This window comes from Microbulbifer maximicatervae (SeqCode) (assembly GCF_052468155.1).
The window spans coordinates 3640012-3658786 of sequence record NZ_CP174335.1 but is presented as its reverse complement, the minus strand read 5'-3'; the positions used below and the strand labels follow the sequence as shown (position 1 = coordinate 3658786).

The following is an 18775-nucleotide window of genomic DNA, read 5'->3' as shown; positions in this document are numbered from 1 at the left end:
GTCTATATCTTTGGGCGGTATAGCTGCCTACCACGGCACGGTATTCCTACCCACTCTAAGCACCCTGCATCCAGAATCGTTACTACCGCCCCACCTCTCGAGTCTTCGCAAAAGGCTATATTCGTGGGTCGTTTACCACAGGTGGGTATACGTTCGGCCACCCTTCCCTCACCATCAAGAACGGTCACATCACCTTGGCCAAACACTGCACAATACAATCGCCCGTCACTACCGAAAGCCATCCCATCTGGCCCTACAAATCCCTCTGGCGCCCCAACAACTACATTGCCGAAAAGCTCCCGTTTGGGGTGCGTTAACGAAGCGAGATCGTAGCGGTAGATATTGCCGCTAATAGTCTCCCCTACATACAGCTGGCCCCGATCATCAATGGCAATACCGTTGGGAAAACGCAATCCGGAATCAAGCTGTCGCAACACATCTCCATTGCGAGGATCTATCTCTAATACCTGTCCATAGTAGCGACAAGATCGGCAATCAGCTCGAATCACCTGCCCCTGAACAAAAATATCCGGGTCAATCCCGGAGTCTGTTATGTAAAGTAAGCCATTATCACCAAAAACCAGATCATTGGGCCATAAGTAGGGCTGATCTTCTGGTCCGTCATAAGCTTCAACAAGATCCCCATTTAGCCCCATGCGAACAAGCTGCTTACCCCCTCCATCTGCAATCCATAAATTGTCATACCCATCGATTGCCATGCCATTAGGTCGCCGAGCAGGATAACCTATTTGTTGATATTGACCCTGCAAGTCAATACGGCTTATACAGTGCCGTCCAGATGCCATTTCAGTGACATAAATGCGACCATCAGGCAGGCAAACGGGCCCTTCTGGTTCTTGTAAGCTTCTACACAGTACTTGTCTTTCCATGCTAACGACCACAGACTCAAGTTGCTTAAAAAGGCATCATTTTTGATGCGAGGGCGTATCAACTCCAGGAGACACTAGTCCAGCCAACCTAATACGTTTCGCCAAAGACTCCCCTTGAACTCCTTTCGGAAAAACCCAAAGTGGCCTAATGATGTATTTCCAATAGAGCTGGTTTGAATAACCTCAATATCTGTATTCGCATTACAGTAAAAATCTCGCAATGCACGGACAGCCTTCTCTGGTGCAAAGTCCTTATCGTCATCTATAAGCAGGAACTTCATATCACACTGCATGCGCTCGAACCCCTCACGAATCGGCCGACCATGCTGATCGACAACGTAATCCTTATGTCGAGCCCAGTAAGCCCATTCACGAGCTATTCCTGCAGGTAGGTTCTCTCCCCCCCAAAGTACTCCAGGCACCCATCCCAAAACATTCGATAGCAAAGGAAATGCGCAGTACCATCCGAATAATAGCTTTGGCTGATACCTTGCATCCCAATGCCCCCAATAGCCGCTCTGAGAAGAAACACAATACACACTCGCAAATCGGGTGTTATTTGATGCAAGACCTACAATTTGACCACCAACACTATGGCAAATGCAGTGCCACTCCAAGCTTTTAGCTCGTTTGCTACACCAGTCAATCACTGCCGCCAAATCTCTCTCCCCCCAGGCTCTTAAGGTCAGCCGTTTGTCCCTTTGACTCTCGATAGCGGACTTACCGATACCTCGGTAATCATAAGTAAGAACCAAATAGCCATTCCGGGCTAAGAAACAAGCAAAATCCCGATAGTAGCTCTGCTTAACCGCCATAGCAGAATTAATAATGATGCCGGCTTTGGGCACCTCACTCGGCGAGAATAGCCTTGCACCAAGCACTATCCCATCGTTAGTGGGGATTTGCTGAGCCTCAATCATTTACTCAAAGGTTCCCCCGTGTAATTCAACACAAACTATTGGGTAAGTTAAAATTCCACCCAATACTTCCGGTCTATCGCATGAGATGTAATTAACAAGCTGATCCCTAACAGGTATTTCCTCCTTCCAAGAGCAATAAATTGACTTGAATATTCACTTCTCGACATTTACCCCCCCCTAAAGACTAGAGCAAGTTAAAAGCCTTAATTATATCGCCCTATATAATGAGATTCGATGTTCCAGTTTATGAATTGAAAGGAGGTAGCTTTACCAAGAAGTCAAATAACATGGCAGACTATTGCTCTAGCTTTCCACTATTTCACCTGCAAATGTCCACGTGAGCTGCACAAAGATATACCCTGCCAATAATCCTCATATTCACTATCAAAAGTGCTAAAACTTCTAAGTACTCTAAAATGCAAGGATAAGGTTTGATAGCCGATCAATCCAGTCACCAAGTTAAGGAGATTCGATTTATCGCTCACCTTATATTCCACCTGATTCACTTAAAATGATTTTGAGCTATAGACAACAGGAAGTTTAGGTGCATGTCCGATCGATTCAGTATTATTATGCCATGCTACAACGATTCTGACCTTCTGTATAACCTATTACAAGGCTACACTTTACAAACCTTTCCAAAGGAAAATTTTGAAATCATTATTGTAGATAACAACTCGCAAGACCCCAACATCCTGTCATGTTACAACCAGTTTAAGAACCACCTTACTTTAACTTTACTATTCAGACCTCAATTACCAGACCCATTTGCACTTAACTCGGCGCGAAACTTAGGGGTAAAGATTGCTAAATACGAGTGGTGTGTATTTACAGATAGTGATTGTATCCCCGCCCCGAACTATCTGGCAGAGATTCAAAAAATAATCAATGATTATGGGCCTAGTATCTGCATGACCGGGATAAGGGAATTTATTCACTCTAAAGATATTGACCCAGCAGAAATGGACGGCGACGGCAAGTACCTTGATGCATGCCCTAGATTTAATAGCCCATCAAATTATGGGCTCAGTAAAGATAGGCGCCTAGGGAAAATAGAGCAATTACCCAATACAGAACACCCCTGGGGGCACTTTTATGGCTGTAATATGGTGTTTAAAAGGCAGGATGTCATTAAAGTTGGTTTTTTCGATGAAAAATACGATGGAACCTGGGGTTACGATGACATAGACCTGGCTTATCGAGTTATCAATGAGCTCAAAGTACAGCCAATTTTTATGAAAGAAGCCATTGTCTACCACCAAGACAACATAAATTTAACAGAGACAATCAATGGCAAGAAGAACAAAATTAAAGATTTGAGCAACCCAAACTATCAATATATATGCAAGAGAATTTCCGGATATTATGAGTTTAGTAATCGCGAATTTAAACGATTTGGGCTAACAGCTACTGCAAGCTAACAATTGACCTGAGCGACCAACTTAAATGCGCCTAAATATTATTATATATTTTTCAAGCATCTATCAGATATCTGATAGCTCAATCTCACTAGAGAAAGATTTCAGAAATAGAACAACCTTATCAAGAGAGAAAATAGCTTCATTAACAGCAACCTCAATATGATAACCATCAGAAGCTTTACTAATAACAAAAACCAGCGCATCTCTTGTGATTGAATAAGTCGCGATACAGTCGACCTCTCGAGCAGGCAAATAACTAAATGTAAAGTCTTCGTTAATACTTGATGTAACTTGCTTCTCAACTTTTAACATATTGAGAAGCACCATTGCATAATATGCAATATGGTACCTTTTTAATAGGTATATTTGATACCTAGAGAGTTTATTTAGAGAAAAATAGAAACCAGACGCCGTATTTCCTACCCCAGCCAGTCTTTCACCTTGATCCGGAATGTTGTGAATAAACTCTTGGGTAATCAATATGTTTGCTCGCTGTCTTTCGAATGTACTGACAAAATTGTCTATAAAAGATTTCAAAACATTTTCGAAAGATATCTCGCTAGATTCAACTTTAGCTGACACCAATACGATGTCATCGAGATCTCCTTTTATACAACCCTTTTCCTCCAAGAGAAATGGATTTGGCTTGTTCTCCTTCCTATTAAACATTCTCAGACTTAAACCAATAAATAAAGCTTGGACCAGCCCTATAACCCGGTGAAAATTTGAGTATTGCCCATTACCCTTGTATATATGCATTATTGAAGAGCAATATGCATCTGACTTTTCCTGATCTTTTTTCAACAAGCAATTGGCATATTTAGAAACGAGCAGGCCAGTGTAACCGGAAAAAAAATCATGATTTGCTATAAAGCATACAGATGTGCTATCAAAGTGGATGTAGAAGGGGATCTTTTCAACCTCCAACCTCTTATACAGGGCCTTCCTTCCAACGACACCTGTCAGCTCTTCCCTCAGCGCCTCTATCTTTTCTAAGTAAAAGCGTTTTGGGTGAGGCGCGGTAGTCAATGCAACTAAGTCATAGAGCTTGTCTAGACAATCAGTAATTTCATCTTGGTTACTTCTAGTGACAACATTTATAAGCAGAGTAGATACACAGCCATAACCTTTTAAGTGCTGCTGGACAAAGCTCTCTGGCGCTTCTATCGGCGTGAATAATCTGGACAGAAAGTTGGATTTGTCGGCCACGATACCACCTTACAAGGGAGGGATTGTCACTTCAGTCGATCACATACCATCTAAATTTAGTCAACTACCCTTATGGCCACAATTACTTCAAGGTTTTCCTTTGAGCAACTTAGCATAAAGAGGACGTAGAAAAACATAAGACAAGTAGTTATTATCAGCTAACAACCATTAACACAACTGTGAATGCGCCGGGGTCCATATCTAAATAATAACTAAAGAAAAACTACACGCCCATAGATTCCTGACAGGGTTGTCGCAAGACGCATATTTAATCAAATTATTTTCTTAAATTTAAAGCTAACGAAGCCTTATCCGATGATAATTTTCACCATCTAAAAAATTGGTATACCAAGCTGCGAAAACGGCCCAACAACTCTTTGAGATTGCCCTATCTCCACTTAGAGATAATGAAGGGAGCCAACCTTAGATGGTGAGGCTTTACTGTGACAAGTTTTTAGCCTTACCCTAAGCCAGGTTGGCGCCCCATATTGATGCCAGCTCCATAAAGGCTAGGTGGCGCCAGTAAAAGTTGTGAGATAGCTACACCTTATTGCTCAAATACTGATTGCCAGGCGTTCATGCTTTTCATCACTTTCATTGTAGTAGTAACATAAGTTGAGGTTACTAATCATCAATGGCCTCATACCTTGATATTCAGCGCGCCCCAGTCGCTTCAGTGCCTGCTAAATAGATATGTGCTCTTCACTATCTTTTAGGTTTCATTTATGGGGATGGCGCTGAATATCAATGCATAAATAAATTTTTCTAGCGCTATTGGTAGTTATTATTTTTAATACTATTTCCTGTATTAACAGACTTTAATGGGCAGACAATCTGTTTGAGTTAGCGATCATTGTGAGCCAACAACTGAAATCCTATCGTTGCGGATGTCCGGTATAATCTGTTGCTGCTATGGTAATTTTCATACCACTTTCGAAACTGTGCAAATTTTAAGAACTTGAACTCTCCCGCATTAGGGTCAAAATAATATGTGGTTTTATCTGCAGTGGGCTCAATCCTGAATGCTGTTGCATGTGCCCACTTAGCCCCAGAAAACCTTAACATGCTATAAATTGTTTGAGTCTGCTGAGTAAAGCATTGCTCTGCTTCAATGCCGTCAAACACAATGGAAAATTGTTCTTTTAAAGGAGGGTTTCCAACCTTGTCTTTTTGTTTTGAGGCCTTCCCTACATGAGTTATATGCTTGAAGCCTTGAGACTCCAAATACTTTTGGGATTCTTTTATCATTTGGAAACCCTTTAGTGGATCCCCCTCAGTTCCATCTTTAAATTTGAATCGATACATAGAGGCAAAGCGTTGGGCAACTACTGCCACTTTCGTTTTATCAACATCGCCTCCTGTAGACAATGCATCCTGAAGACCAGATTGAAGCCCCTTGCTAATCCAACTTACCGCTAGAGCTTCACAAATTCCACCCTTAGAATTTGGGTGCTTTTTAAGCATACTATTGTAATTGCCCTGGTTGAAACTCCAAGTTTTCTGACCTCCAAAATTGGAGGCTCCAGCATCATTTGGCATAGTTTGTCCTTACCACAATATTACATATTACATTGCTGATTCTATTTGTGAATCATGCAAAGAATATGAAAGGTAAATTTTGCAATGCTTAAAGCAACCATTATTTGGTGCAATAAGTCGTCTTTGCTCTAGCCTGAAACGTATTTTGAATTATGCAGATAAGGAAACTTCAATTTCCTTTAAGTCCGGACAGGCAAGTATATTTTGTGATCCTGGTAAGATACTGATAGTTATGATTCCCTTGCTTTCTCAAATCTAACCACACAAATAAACAAGTAAGGTAAATTTCATCAAATGCCAAAAAACCAGTGATTTCGATGCGTTTTAGGCTAAACACCCGGTCAGTGGTAACGAGGCCTGAAAATAAGTAAATAGCTTGCTGATCTAGTTCAATTGCCGGCTGAATACCGCACCTATACAGTCCAATATAAACCCCGCCTAGAGCTCAAACTTGACAGGTGCGAATCCTACCGATGCACCTTCCTCCATTTTTTAATGGACGTTCGGTTACATTTTTGAGTGTGTCAATTAACTGGATCGCAAAAATCATAAAGAGCAATTTAATGTATCAAGCGGCGCGATTCAGTGTATTTGGTTGCCTTCAGGAGTGGCTAAACTATTGCACTATGGAAATGCTATTTGTTTACTTGTTGCTCGGCGCCATCGCGGGTACAGCGGCAGGCCTCTTGGGGATTGGTGGGGGTCTGATCATTGTGCCTGCTTTGGTGTTGATTTTTTCTGCCACGGGTATCTCCCCCCAGGTGCTGACCCATATGGCGGTGGGGACTTCGTTGGCAACCATTATCGTGACTTCAATCAGTTCGGTCTGGGCACATAACGCAAAAGGTGCCGTTGACTGGCGCCTATTCTGGATTATGACTCCAGGGATACTTGTGGGGTCTTGGCTGGGCGGCGTGACAGCAGACTTGTTACCTGGTGCTTGGTTGCAGCTATTGATTGGCGTGTTTGCCATATTTATGTCCGTGCGTATGGGTTTAGGTGGATTGGCCTCAGCAACCTCACAAGAAAATGGCCATCACTTACCCGGGGCAGCACCTTTGATCTGTTCCGGAGGAGTAATCGGCTGGCTCGCAGCGATCTTTGGTATTGGTGGAGGGGCCTTAGTGGTTCCCTACTTATCGCACTTCGGTACAAAAATGCAGCGCGCTGTCGGAACCTCCGCTGCCTTTGGTCTGCCAATCGCTATTTCTGGTTCAATCAGCTTTGCCGTGCAAGGGTGGGACAATCAGTTACTACCAAAGTGGAGTAGTGGTTATATTTACTGGCCGGCTTTTGTGGGAATTGTACTTACCAGCGTGCTCTTTGCCAGGCTTGGTGCCAGCGTTGCACACAAGATATCTGCTAAGCGCTTAAAGCTGTGCTTTGCCTTACTGCTTTGTATTATCGGGGTTCGTTTTATCTGGCAAAACTTTAATCTGTTAGCTGGGCTAGGCTAGACCTACCCTCTGGATTGTGTTTAGCGGATCGGAAGTAAATAGTCTATTCCTCCCAAGCATCTATTATCAGATGCTCGCAATAAACATTCTGGTCTTAAAGGCTCCCGGTCGAATGACTCTTGCCAGCCCTTCAGATTACGCGGCTGAAACATCCTTATAGGATATTAGTAATACAATGATTGGTATTTCCCCCCAATACATGCCAACCAAAAATTATGCGTTCAAAGTGGCAAAGATTATTTTTAGCCATTGGTAATCTCTATTTTCAAACTAGAAAATACTTCGTTCTAAATTGAAATTACCAGCAGGAAATTGAAATAGAAAAGATGAAAGCCCATTAAAATATAGGCACGAAAATAATCTTATTGGATTTTATTAAGTTTGTTTTAGTGTCAAAGCCGCGTAAAATCGATAGATATTTATCAGTACTTGGTTCGCAATTCAGGGGTTTTCTACAGGGCTAATAGTCCAACAGAATCAATCGTTCCAAGATTTTTTATCAAAGCTTTCCCCCAAAAGGAGAACGGTAAAGTGACATAAGAGAAAAGTAAAAGCGCTGACCCAAGGTGCGCCAACACCAGAGGCCAGCTAACCAAGTTGATATCAGACCTATCAAAGTGGCTGTATGGATAATACGCTAGAAACCCGCTCGTCTTCAATAAAGTTGACTAGGCTCAGGAGCTTAGAGTGCTTCATCAAGCTCTGGAAGCGTTGCATCCGTATTTTCTTCTTTTATGCCTACCGTTCTCGTGCGCCTCCTAACCCTCCTCCACACACCACTTTCCAGCTTCCCCTTGTGTGGAATCCGCACATAATTTAGTTTCCGAAGGAAATAAGCATGTTGATTTTAAAGCGCCGGACTGGTGAAAACCTGAGAATTGGAACAAATGTTGTAATAACAGTTATTGAAGTAAAAGGCAGTCAAGTGAAGATAGGTATAGATGCACCCAAGTCTCTACCCATTCATCGTGAAGAGATCTATATACGTATCAAGAAGAAACAGAAACCTTAAAGCTATTTATCAGTCGTCGCCTCAACCAAACCACTATTCAGATTTTATACATACGGGCTGGAGATTTTTAGACCTCAGACAAGAACACCGTGTTGCCGAGAGCACAGCGCCTATCTCGGCACAGCCCACTCTATCAACCAGGCACTGACCATTTCTGAATCGGAATTCTTTGAGGCTTTACGAAGACTTTGTGAGATAGTGGGAGCAGTACAACAAACTTATATTTGCCTCAATAAATACTGATATCTTAGCGCGGGCTATTGCCGATGCTTCCTCCCCTGCGCACGCTGTAACTTAGTTCAAACCGTTTAATACATTTACCTCCAGCCGCATCAGCTTTAATGGAATTTATTCCGATAATAGATTAACCCCCTACCCTTTCACTCTTGAAAACCTTATCAAAGCGCTAGCCAGAATCATTGGTGAAAACTATAGGATCAACAATACCAATTAATATAGCGGACACCCCACTTGGCCTTCGACAAAAATTCTAGTGATCCCATGTAAAGCTTCTTCAAATACTCAAACAGAGGGGCTTCACAAGATTTCCTATCAAAATAATGCCCCTTTAGAGAAATTATTAAGTAACCCACAGAAAGGTAGATCGAGAGAACTAGAATGGCGCTCCCAATTCTAATAACTCAAAAATGAGATTTTGTCGACAATTTCACAGATAACAATCGATTCCAATCGCACATTTACGGGCAAACTTATGAGCAAGCTATTCAGCAAGAAAACTTTAGCACTGGCATTTACAGTCATACTGGCTTCATGTGGAGGAGGTGGAGGCTCTTCTTCAGATTCGGACCCAGCCCAATCATCTGGCGACAGTGGCGGGGGCCAAGGCTCTGGAGATGGTGGCGGGTTCAGGTAGTGGTAGCGGCTCTGGGGATAGCGGATCGGGGACCCTTCCAGACAACGAACCTGGCACTGTGACTGTTGGCGATATAGAAACGGCAGATCTGGGGTTTGCCCAGATTACTTCCCGGGATATCACATTGCCGAATGCCCAAACCAATGCTGAAGAAGTCCATGGACTCCCACACTATATAGCCAGAACAGATAGTAATCAGGATGACAATCTACAGTCTGTGCCCATGCGAAGTTACACCACCGCTTGTGCAACCGACACCGATAGACCTCGGATGTTTGTTTCCAAGACCCTTAGCGAAGGTAGTGGAGAAGATGAAATCACTTATGGCACCGTTTATGAGCTGCAATATAACCCTGAAACTCTAAGCTTCGACCAAACTGGCAATACCACAATTCTAAAACAATGCTATGAAGCCCATGGTATCGCAGCTAGCGCTGATTGCTCACGGGTTGCCGTCTTGTGCAACACTGAATACCAGGCAAACGAGCGCTATGACGTACAAGGGGATCTGGTTGAGCAATACGGTAGCGACTGGATGAAGATGGAAAATAATATCAGTGCTATTGACGGACGTATTGAAAGGGATATCGGCCTGATGATATCTACCAATCACAGTCAGTACATTGGCTATTTTACGGACCACCCCACACTGAAGTTCGAGGACTTCCTACCTGGGCTAAAAGAAAATTTCCCCGAGACCGACTTCGGCGATTCCCCGACCTTTAAGACAATTAAAGGTAACGAAATGCAAGAGGAGATGGCTTACATTGTCGATCAACTCTCTGATGCCGACTATAACGCTATGGTCGAGTATATTCGCGAGAATGGCTATAAATATAATGATCAGATCTGGCTAATGGAGTGGGATAACTTAGCGCTTAGCGAGAAGCCTGCGGCCTACGTTGTAAACAAGATGCACGGTGGTGGCCACGCCGGAGCCCAAGAGCTTATCTATGTCGAGAATGATAGCCAAGGCCGCACCAGCTACGCCTTCTCAGTAACTGCTCGGGTTTTTGATAGCAGCTATGGTGGCTCCCACTATTCTGCTGGAATGACTGTTATTGATCGCGATAACTGGTCCTTAAATATGAGTGGCAGTAATAACAGAGGCTGGTATTGGCTTTGCGGCTACGGTCATGTCTTGAATATCCGGGCATTTTATAATCCTGGAACCGAAAAATATGGTGCGATTTGCACTAGCGATGGTGGTCAATATAATCAATCGCGCGGATTAAATACTATTGCCATCAAAATGGAGGATATTTCTTCTACCAGTAGATTTGAAGGTTACTACAATTACCTGATCCCCTCCGACAATGCATTTTTCTCTAACGGAGGTGGACATACTGTAGTCCCTGTGGATGAAGATACTAACTTATCTCTCATCGTCTCCCCCAAGTACATTGATGATGAGGAAATGAATCGCTTCCTGCAAAGCGAATACGGCATTGATACCAGCACTGAAGGGCCTTTTGACCAGCAATGCTCCTCCGATGATGCGAACTGCTTCTTTGCCTACATGTCAAACAGCGATAATCCAACCATTTCAAGACAGGGACTACGCAGTGGGGATGCTCTGGAATCCTCATCCCTGACTCGCATTGGCATTGCTAAAGTGGATGGTGAAGGAAGTATTGAGGGGGAAGGCTTTAAATGGCTTGTAGAAGAGCCCGACTGTCAAATCAGTGACCCACAACTTATCGACTTGAAAAATGGGCGTTACCTATTTGGCTATGCTCAATTTCAGTGTATTTCCGACAACCTTTCTTATAACCGGAGTTCCGCTAAAAATGGGGCAATGCGGATGCTTGTTCCGAAAGCCTACTATGTTATGGAAATTGATGCAGACCTAAATGTATTGGAAGGCCCTGTAAAGCTGACGAATTTTGGTTGGGGCGGGCTTGACGAGCCTGTCTTCATAGGCAACGGCAAAGTCGCTTGGTCATATATCAAGAACCCTACAATTGATAGTTACGGCGGCGGCAAGCAGAACATTTGGCAAGCGATGATTTATCACTCAAATAGCGCCAATTGATTCATTCATAAAAAGTAAAACCAGCTGTGATAAAAATGGAGGTTTTTGCTCTCCATTTTTATCACACAACTATTAGATCTCCAGAAGCTACAATGATAAAGAAGTGCTATTCACCTATTTATCAACCGATAGCAAAAGCTTGTCGAATAAAAAATCAAAACCACTGTTTCTTCACACAATGACTACTGGATCGGTAGAATAATACGGCAACAGTTCAGTGTAATTGCTTGAAACTACGTGCCCAGATACAAGTATGCTAACCTCCCGCCTAAATAAAATTAGTCACTGAAATACAAAAAATTAACCGCCCTTTCTTCATTGAGTTTTGAATTTAGAAGCCAAGACGCAATAAGGAGATCGCGATGGCTATTACTGTTCATGTCTGGAAGCAAAAGACCGGGAATGTCGGACATGCTTCCATCACCATTGATAACACCTATATCAGCTACTAGCCTTCTTCAGCAACAGGAAAAAAGGACTTTAAAATCGGGCGATCGCACAGCCCTTCCTTTCCAAGTGGTTATCGAGTTGATAGGCGCCTCGAGGGTGGTGATGCGGATCAGAACATTCTTATCAATGGGCTGAATGAAACAAAAATGATTGAAGCCTGGGAAAACTTCAAGGGCGAACAGAAGCATTACAATATGAAGGATCAGAATTGCTCGACGGTCGTTGCCTGGCTACTTGAGACTGGCTCAGGGTTCGCATCACCTGGAAAAGGAGGAAACAAAATCAGTGACTGGGCAGCGAATCCTATTCACCATATTCTCTTCCAGTTACGCTTTTTTGGTAATCATATTGATATGTGGACACCCAATGATGGGTTAGCTTATGCGCTACAAATTCGAAGCCAGATAACCTCATGAGCCTACCGCTATTCTACTCGCCAAATTACAACATCAGCTTGCCGCTGCTTTCCAGCTTGCATCCTTTTGATGGCTGTAAATATGAGAGAGCATTGGCACTGATTAATGCCGAGTCAGAAGCGAACATTGAGTTAAAAGTTGTTTCAGAGCCTCTTAGTCAAGACTGGCTGTTATCTGTACATACGCAACCCTATTTAGATAGCTTGCATCAATCGAAAACACTGGCTCGCGTTATAGAGATGCCGCTACTGCGCTTGCTGCCCGCAGGCGTATTAAATAAATATTTCATGAAGCCAATGCGCTTTGCAGCAGAAGGCACTTGCTTGGCGGTACGGGAAGCCTTTAGCAAGAAAACCTCTGCTTTGAATCTCGGTGGAGGTTATCACCATGCATTCGCTGGTCACGGTGAAGGGTTCTGTGCTTTCGCCGATGTAGCCATTGCTATTAATCGTGCCCGCGAACAGCACCTGCTCTCACCAGATGACAATATCTGGGTAATTGACCTTGATGCCCATAGAGGGAATGGGTTTGCTGATTGGGCCATGGAGGACCCCAATATACATATCTTTGATATGTACAATATGCAAGCCTACCCCGGCTTGCACCCCGATGAGCAGGAATCTCGCTGGCCATTTTTAGTCCCCCTAAAGCAAGGAACAGATACTGAAGGTTACCTCAGTCGGTTGGAGTCGGAATTTTCGGACTTCATTAAGCAGAGTCCGCTGCCTAAATTGGTTATCTACAATGCAGGCACAGATATTATTGCCCAGGACAAGCTGGGGGGGCTCCAGGTCAGTATCGATGGGGCCAGAAAAAGGGACCAATGGCTGGTTGACCAGATTCAATCGCTGGATGTGCCTATGGTCACCGTAACCAGTGGCGGCTACTCCGAAAACTCCTATCGTCTAATAGCTGACTTGGCGATTTACCAGGCAAAAAAGGTAACAAGTTGAAGCTCTGGAGAGGCCTCTGTCATTGAGAAAAGTGGCCTAGTAAACAACCGCTCCCTAACCCACCAAATTTTTCAAAGACTTTTGAGTATTTAGGTACTTGATTGACGCTGGAGTACTGAGCACCAAGTTACTCTTTGAGCTCTTTCGCTCGCAACCAAGCCAACCCGAGACCAGCGGCAACCGTAATACCCATGCCTATCACACCACGGATACCGAATTCTGTGCCAAACATAAAACGATCAGCTAACACACCGACGAGGATCGCACTGTAAAACAGTGCCCCAACGAGGTAAGCAGGTGCAACACGATTAGCGATCGTGTAAGCAAGATTCTGTGGAACAAACAGCAGTGCGGGAATCGCGAGAATCCATAGCGACGATGTCTCTACCTTCGCCCCCTCCCAGAATACAATAGATAAGCTAAAGACCAACATCCCAACAGCGAAATAGAACATGATGCGCTCAGGTGGTTCCGTCCGGCCTGCGACACCGGTTGTGATACTACCCGCTGCACGCGCTACTCCCGCCAGCAACGCAAGGAGTGAATAGGGATTGAAAATGCCCTGAACACTGTGCTGGATCAAAATGAGGCATACTCCCAAGAATGCCAGTATCGCAAGAAAGATAGTGGCGATACTAACCCGGTGACCGAGGAATACTCGGGCCATCAACATGGCAAAGAATGGATTCGTGCTTTCCAGCACCAGCGCATCTGCGATGGGTATTCCCTTGACCGCCCAGTAAAAGGCAGCAAAATAGACAAAACCTGATATGGAGCGAAGGACAAGGATCTGAGGATTCACCGGCCTTATCCCCGCCACCCCTTGTCGCATCAGAAGAAACATACCCGACAATGGAGCAAGTAATATGACCTGTGCAGCCAATAGCAGAAATGGGCTAAGGCCTGCACCAGAACCCAGCTTTCCGGCAATACCAAGACACCCCATCAGCACTCCGCCGAGAAGAGCTAACCCAACACCCAGGGAATGATTTTGATAAGTAGATGGCAAACTGTCACTACCTTTGGCAATTAGAGGTCAAACCTGCCTGAGAGGTAATAATGATGCCTTCATTTATGTATCGGGCGGGTCATTACAGAGCAGGACTCTATGTAACATTAGCCCCCCGATTGATTCATTTCCTATTGGGCAAGCCAAAGAGTTTGGCGCAGTAATTACTTGCCTGCCGGCGTCAGTTTCCCTGTAACAAAAAATATGAACTTCATAATATGAAATCTGAGCTTTGACCACTTTAAGATCAAGAGTATTAATCCTGTCCCCAGTTCTGCCTCAACAGATATACAGCATAAGCGATTGTCGGCACTACCTTTCTGCCAGACGTAACCCCACATAATATCTAGTTACTTCTCCTTGCGGTTTATATCAAACCCTTTGGGCGTCATCGCACAAGGGTAGTTGGCAGCCCTAAATTACTTCAAATTGGTGGTGGAGCGTAAGAATCTATAGGCGCTCGCTTGAATATGACGATTGTACCCACACCCTGTTTACTAAAATCGAGTTATGCCCTACGATCGCTAACTTGCATAAAGATCACTGCTCTCGGAAAACTCTCTTAGTGTCTTCATATATTTTTCTACATACTATAAAGCACTTTCTTTGCTAACTAGCGGTTCACAATGCCCGAAAACAAACACCCCTTCTCCATCTATTGTACAAGTCACTAGCATTATTGGGTGTTCTCCATGTGTTTGAACAGTCATAGCCACACCAAAGTCAAAGAACATTAAGGAGCCTGTATACTCACTGATATCCCCTACATTGGATACACAAATCCCAGAGGGGAAATAGTCTTTCTCAGCACTAGAATTTTTAGCCAAATGTTTGATCTCATCAAGGCTGTAATCAGGCACAAGTGGAGGTTTAAAAAAATGCCCATTTCGCAATTGCAAATAAACTTTTCTTTGAATTAAACGTGCGAGGTTTAATAAGTCGAGACTATTTTCATCTGATGATAAGGATATGGTTAATACAGCTGTACATTCCCCTATAACATCTCGATCTATCTGGCGTTTACACAAATATTGTGCATTTATAGGTAACGTTAACTCTGTTGTTGAGCGAAAACTTGGTAATGACTGGGCAGCAATAACAGCAATGGCATTATAAATAGAGGTAACCTGAACATTCTCACGCTTTGAAATTAAATGTAAATAGGAACATAATTTTTTAGGGAGGACACGGTACATAGAACATCCCATTCTAAGGGAGGCGTTTGCTGCCTGCTCTACTGGCCACTTTGGAGAAACGTCATTTCCGCCACCAACTGCCGATTGTCTTTTTTTAAGGTGTTTTATGGAACTAACATACTCCACCACCGATTTTTGCATGATCGAAGCAGAGGGTTTACTTCCTGAACCCCCTCTCAAGAACCGATCCAAATCTCTAACCAAGATTAATAAGGAGCGTCCATCCATGGCAGCATGGCTTACCATAAAAGCAATCCACTTTACTTCTTCCTGCTCATTCATATAAACCGTGAAACGATACACATATTTATCCAGCTCAAGAACTTTACTTCCTAAGCGCCTGAACTCTTCCTGATAATTTAAAGACATTGCATCATGCTTTATTTCAAAAGGAATAGTTTCAAACCCCACATCACAGAACCAATAGGCATGAACATTTTTTTCTATACGAGAGCGGAGCATTGGGTGCAGGTTATGGAGGTATTCCATTCCCTTTAGTAATTCTTCGATACCGAGAGAATTACATACCCTGAAGAAGACTGCTAGTTGAACTGCGCCATTTGACTTTTCAGTCAACTCTACAGAGAGTGCTTCCTGAGCTCCAAGCTCACGAAAAGGTTTTGTATTTTTCATTGCAGGCTCTTCCCAGTCGGGAGATCACTGTCAATAGTATAGAACGAGAAAGCGCTATACCCTTGAAACATTTATAACAATCGATTCTAGATAACCACGAGACTCACACAAACCTTATAGATCTCGGCGCCATAGGTAATGAGTTCTCTTTCCACCTACTTATTGATGATATCTTTCAGGACCTTCATGAACTTTCACTTACTGTCAACGCCGCTCAATATTCTCCGCCTAACAAATACAAACAAATGATAAGCAACAACTACAAATCCGACCTTGCACCCCATCTGAATTGAGTTGATTGCCTTTTCATTCTCTGAATCAAAAAACAGTGAATACACATATGCAATAACATTTGTTAAATCAATCAACACAACCATTAAGAATATGACCAACCAATAACAAAACAATAAGAGCCTATTAAGGTTCATAAATATCAATCCATTTCCTCAGCGACTGTTAACTATCACCCCAACCTCTAGTTACTTCTCCTTGCAGCGTTTATCGAACCTAATGGGTTCCATCACACAACTAGGTTTTTTAATTTTTTACCATACCTTTGCCCTGACTTGAAGGGAAACATCCCTCGATACCGGTAACAATAATATAACTAGCTCTCATCTCTAGTCTTTTGGTGTCCTGGATTTATCATTTAGGATAAACCACTCCCTTTAGTCAAATATTGTATTCACCAGGAAGCAACTAGCCTTAAACTCCCGTTAGACTCTCTATGTACTTTCAACTCACGCTTGAATGCCCCCAAAACCATGACCCACATGCCACCCAATATTCTTCATCGCGCCCCTGCAAATAAAATACATCTTGAATATCGGACACCTTCCAAATCAACTTACTCTTGATTAGGTTGTTATTTTCTATACTTAAAATTTCTACGTTATTTGATTTTGCCCATAACTCAATCTTTTTTCTAAAGTAATTATATCGCACTATTAACAGAGTATATGGAAGCCCTCCAAAGCAACCTACTACCACCATCAGTATTCCATGGTACAGATACAATCCAACTAGATTAAAAAAAGTCGCACAATTCGTAGCGAAAGCGTCACAAATATTGACACATTAGGACCAGCAGGATCAAATACTGTGCAAGCACATGCCCCCTATATAGATATCGCTTACTACCGCAACACCCGGTCCACTACCACCACTGCTAACATCTTCATTCAACATTCAGGCCTCCTGAATTATTTTGAAAACTGATGCTTCCAGACTAATGAAGAGGATAGCTTAAGCAGTAAAACACAAGTGTTGACCTATTCTGATCTCAATATAGATATTGTGGGTAGATCTTGTAATCTCACAGTATCCCTCGCAGATCACTAACTTATATGTAAATCATTGCTCTCGGAAAAGTCTCTTAGTGTCTTCATATATTTTTCTACATACTTTAGAGCACTTTCTTTGCTAACTAGCGGTTCGCAATATCCAAAAACGAACACGCCTTCTCCATCTATTGTACAAGTCACTAGCATGATCGGGTGTTCTCCATGTGTTTGTACCGTCATAACTACACCAAAGTCAAAGAACTCCAAAGGGCCCGTATACTCACCTATATCCCCTACATTGGATACGCAAATCCCAGAGGGAAAGTAACCTTTAGCAGTACTAGAATCTTTAGCCAAATGTTTAATATCAACAAGGCTGTAATCGGGCACAATTGGAGGTTTAAAAAAATTCCCTCGCCTCACCTGCAAATAGAATTTTCTTTGAATTAAACGTGCGAGGCTCAATAAGTCAAGACTAGTTTCATTTGATGATAAGGATATAGTTAACGCAATTGTACATTCCCCAATAACATCCCGTTCTATCTGGTGCTTACACAAACATTGTGCATTTATAGGCAACATTAACTCTGCTGTTGAGCGGAAACCTGGTAATGACTGGGCGGCTATAATCGCAATGGCATTATAGATAGAGGTGACCTGCACATTCTCATGTTTTGAAAGTAAATACAAAAGAGAAAATAATTTTTTGGGTAGGACCCGGTACATAGAACATCCCCTTCGAAGGGAAGCATTTACTGCCTGCTCTACAGGCCACTTTGGAGGAATATCATTTCCGTCACCAACTGCCAACTGTCTTTTATTAAGGTGTTTTATGGAACTAACATAATCCACCACCGATTTTTTCATGATCGAAGCAGAGGATTCATCTTCAGCCCCGCCTCTCAAGTACCGATCCAAATCTCTAACTAGGAGTAATAAGGAGCGTCCATCCATGGCAGCATGGCTTACCATAAAAGCAATCCACTTTACTTCTTCATACTCATTCACATAAACCGTGAAACGATAAGCATATTTATCCAGCTCAAGAACTTTACTTCCTAATCGCTTAAACTCTTCCTGATAATTTAAAGGCAATGCATCATGCTCTATTTCAAAAGGAATAGCTTTAAAAGCTACATCACAGAGCCAATAAGCATGATGATTTTTTTCTACACGAGAACGGAGCATTGGGTGCAGATTATGGAGATATTCCATTCCCTTTAGTAATTCCTCAACACCCAGAGACCTACAGGTCCTGAAGAAGACGGCTAGTTGAACTGCACCGTTAGACTTTTCGGTCAACTCTACAAAGAGTGCTTCCTGAGCCCCAAGCTTCCGAAAAGGTTTTACTTTATTCATTGCAGGCTCTTCCCAGTGGGGAGATCACTGCCGACAGTATAGAATGAGAAAGCGCTATTGCCACATAACATCTATAAAAATCGATTCAAGATAACCACGAGGCATGCACAAAAGAAATC

General features: G+C 42.9%; 13 protein-coding genes. 6 read left to right on the top strand and 7 right to left on the bottom strand.

What is annotated here, in order from left to right; all coding sequences use genetic code 11:
• Nucleotides 1-2: 2 nt before the first annotated feature.
• Together ACJJIY_RS15630 and ACJJIY_RS15625 are read right to left on the bottom strand one after the other, a co-directional pair.
• Nucleotides 3-890 (bottom strand): SMP-30/gluconolactonase/LRE family protein, encoded by an 888-nt coding sequence (locus tag ACJJIY_RS15630; protein WP_445358277.1) that lies wholly within the window; start codon nucleotides 888-890, stop codon nucleotides 3-5.
• Nucleotides 891-964: 74 nt separating this feature from the next.
• Complete coding sequence (locus ACJJIY_RS15625) at nucleotides 965-1810, bottom strand: alpha/beta hydrolase family protein (protein ID WP_445358276.1); 846 nt, start codon at nucleotides 1808-1810, stop codon at nucleotides 965-967.
• A gap of 548 nt (nucleotides 1811-2358) precedes the next feature.
• Here ACJJIY_RS15625 and ACJJIY_RS15620 point away from each other — a divergent pair.
• Nucleotides 2359-3231 (top strand): glycosyltransferase family 2 protein, encoded by an 873-nt coding sequence (locus tag ACJJIY_RS15620; protein WP_445358275.1) that lies wholly within the window; start codon nucleotides 2359-2361, stop codon nucleotides 3229-3231.
• 63 nt (nucleotides 3232-3294) lie between these two features.
• Here ACJJIY_RS15620 and ACJJIY_RS15615 read toward each other — a convergent pair whose 3' ends face one another.
• Entirely contained in the window at nucleotides 3295-4440 is a 1146-nt protein-coding gene (locus ACJJIY_RS15615) for a hypothetical protein (RefSeq protein WP_445358274.1), read from the bottom strand.
• An 843-nt stretch (nucleotides 4441-5283) separates the two neighbouring features.
• Entirely contained in the window at nucleotides 5284-5979 is a 696-nt protein-coding gene (locus ACJJIY_RS15610; protein WP_413662119.1) for a YopT-type cysteine protease domain-containing protein, read from the bottom strand.
• Between the two features lie 563 nt (nucleotides 5980-6542).
• Between ACJJIY_RS15610 and ACJJIY_RS15605 the strand changes: the two genes are divergently transcribed.
• From ACJJIY_RS15605 to ACJJIY_RS15585, 5 genes are all read left to right on the top strand, one after another.
• Nucleotides 6543-7436 (top strand): sulfite exporter TauE/SafE family protein, encoded by an 894-nt coding sequence (locus tag ACJJIY_RS15605; protein WP_445358273.1) that lies wholly within the window; start codon nucleotides 6543-6545, stop codon nucleotides 7434-7436.
• An 838-nt stretch (nucleotides 7437-8274) separates the two neighbouring features.
• A complete protein-coding gene (gene csrA / locus ACJJIY_RS15600) occupies nucleotides 8275-8448 on the top strand; it encodes a carbon storage regulator CsrA (RefSeq protein ID WP_444897449.1) in 174 nt (57 codons plus the stop codon).
• A 782-nt stretch (nucleotides 8449-9230) separates the two neighbouring features.
• The gene (locus ACJJIY_RS15595) at nucleotides 9231-11357 is read left to right on the top strand and encodes a hypothetical protein (RefSeq protein WP_445358272.1); all 2127 of its coding nucleotides are present in this window, start codon (nucleotides 9231-9233) and stop codon (nucleotides 11355-11357) included.
• Between the two features lie 485 nt (nucleotides 11358-11842).
• On the top strand, nucleotides 11843-12223 hold the full coding sequence (locus ACJJIY_RS15590) for a hypothetical protein (RefSeq protein WP_507021880.1): 381 nt from the start codon (nucleotides 11843-11845) through the stop codon (nucleotides 12221-12223).
• Nucleotides 12220-13176 carry a histone deacetylase family protein gene (locus ACJJIY_RS15585; protein ID WP_445358270.1) on the top strand — a complete coding sequence of 319 codons (957 nt, stop codon included), beginning with the start codon at nucleotides 12220-12222 and terminating at the stop codon, nucleotides 13174-13176. Before ACJJIY_RS15590 ends, ACJJIY_RS15585 begins: the two co-directional genes overlap by 4 nt.
• 127 nt (nucleotides 13177-13303) lie before the next feature.
• Here the strand turns inward: ACJJIY_RS15585 and ACJJIY_RS15580 are convergent, their stop codons facing one another.
• The 3 genes from ACJJIY_RS15580 to ACJJIY_RS15570 all read right to left on the bottom strand — a co-directional run bounded on the left by ACJJIY_RS15580 (nucleotide 13304) and on the right by ACJJIY_RS15570 (nucleotide 18656).
• Entirely contained in the window at nucleotides 13304-14185 is an 882-nt protein-coding gene (locus ACJJIY_RS15580) for a DMT family transporter (RefSeq protein ID WP_444913923.1), read from the bottom strand.
• Nucleotides 14186-14775: 590 nt separating this feature from the next.
• Nucleotides 14776-16014 (bottom strand): condensation domain-containing protein, encoded by a 1239-nt coding sequence (locus ACJJIY_RS15575; RefSeq protein ID WP_445358269.1) that lies wholly within the window; start codon nucleotides 16012-16014, stop codon nucleotides 14776-14778.
• A 1337-nt stretch (nucleotides 16015-17351) separates the two neighbouring features.
• Nucleotides 17352-18656, bottom strand: a complete 1305-nt coding sequence (locus tag ACJJIY_RS15570) for a hypothetical protein (RefSeq protein WP_445354110.1) — start codon at nucleotides 18654-18656, stop codon at nucleotides 17352-17354.
• Nucleotides 18657-18775: the final 119 nt, after the last annotated feature.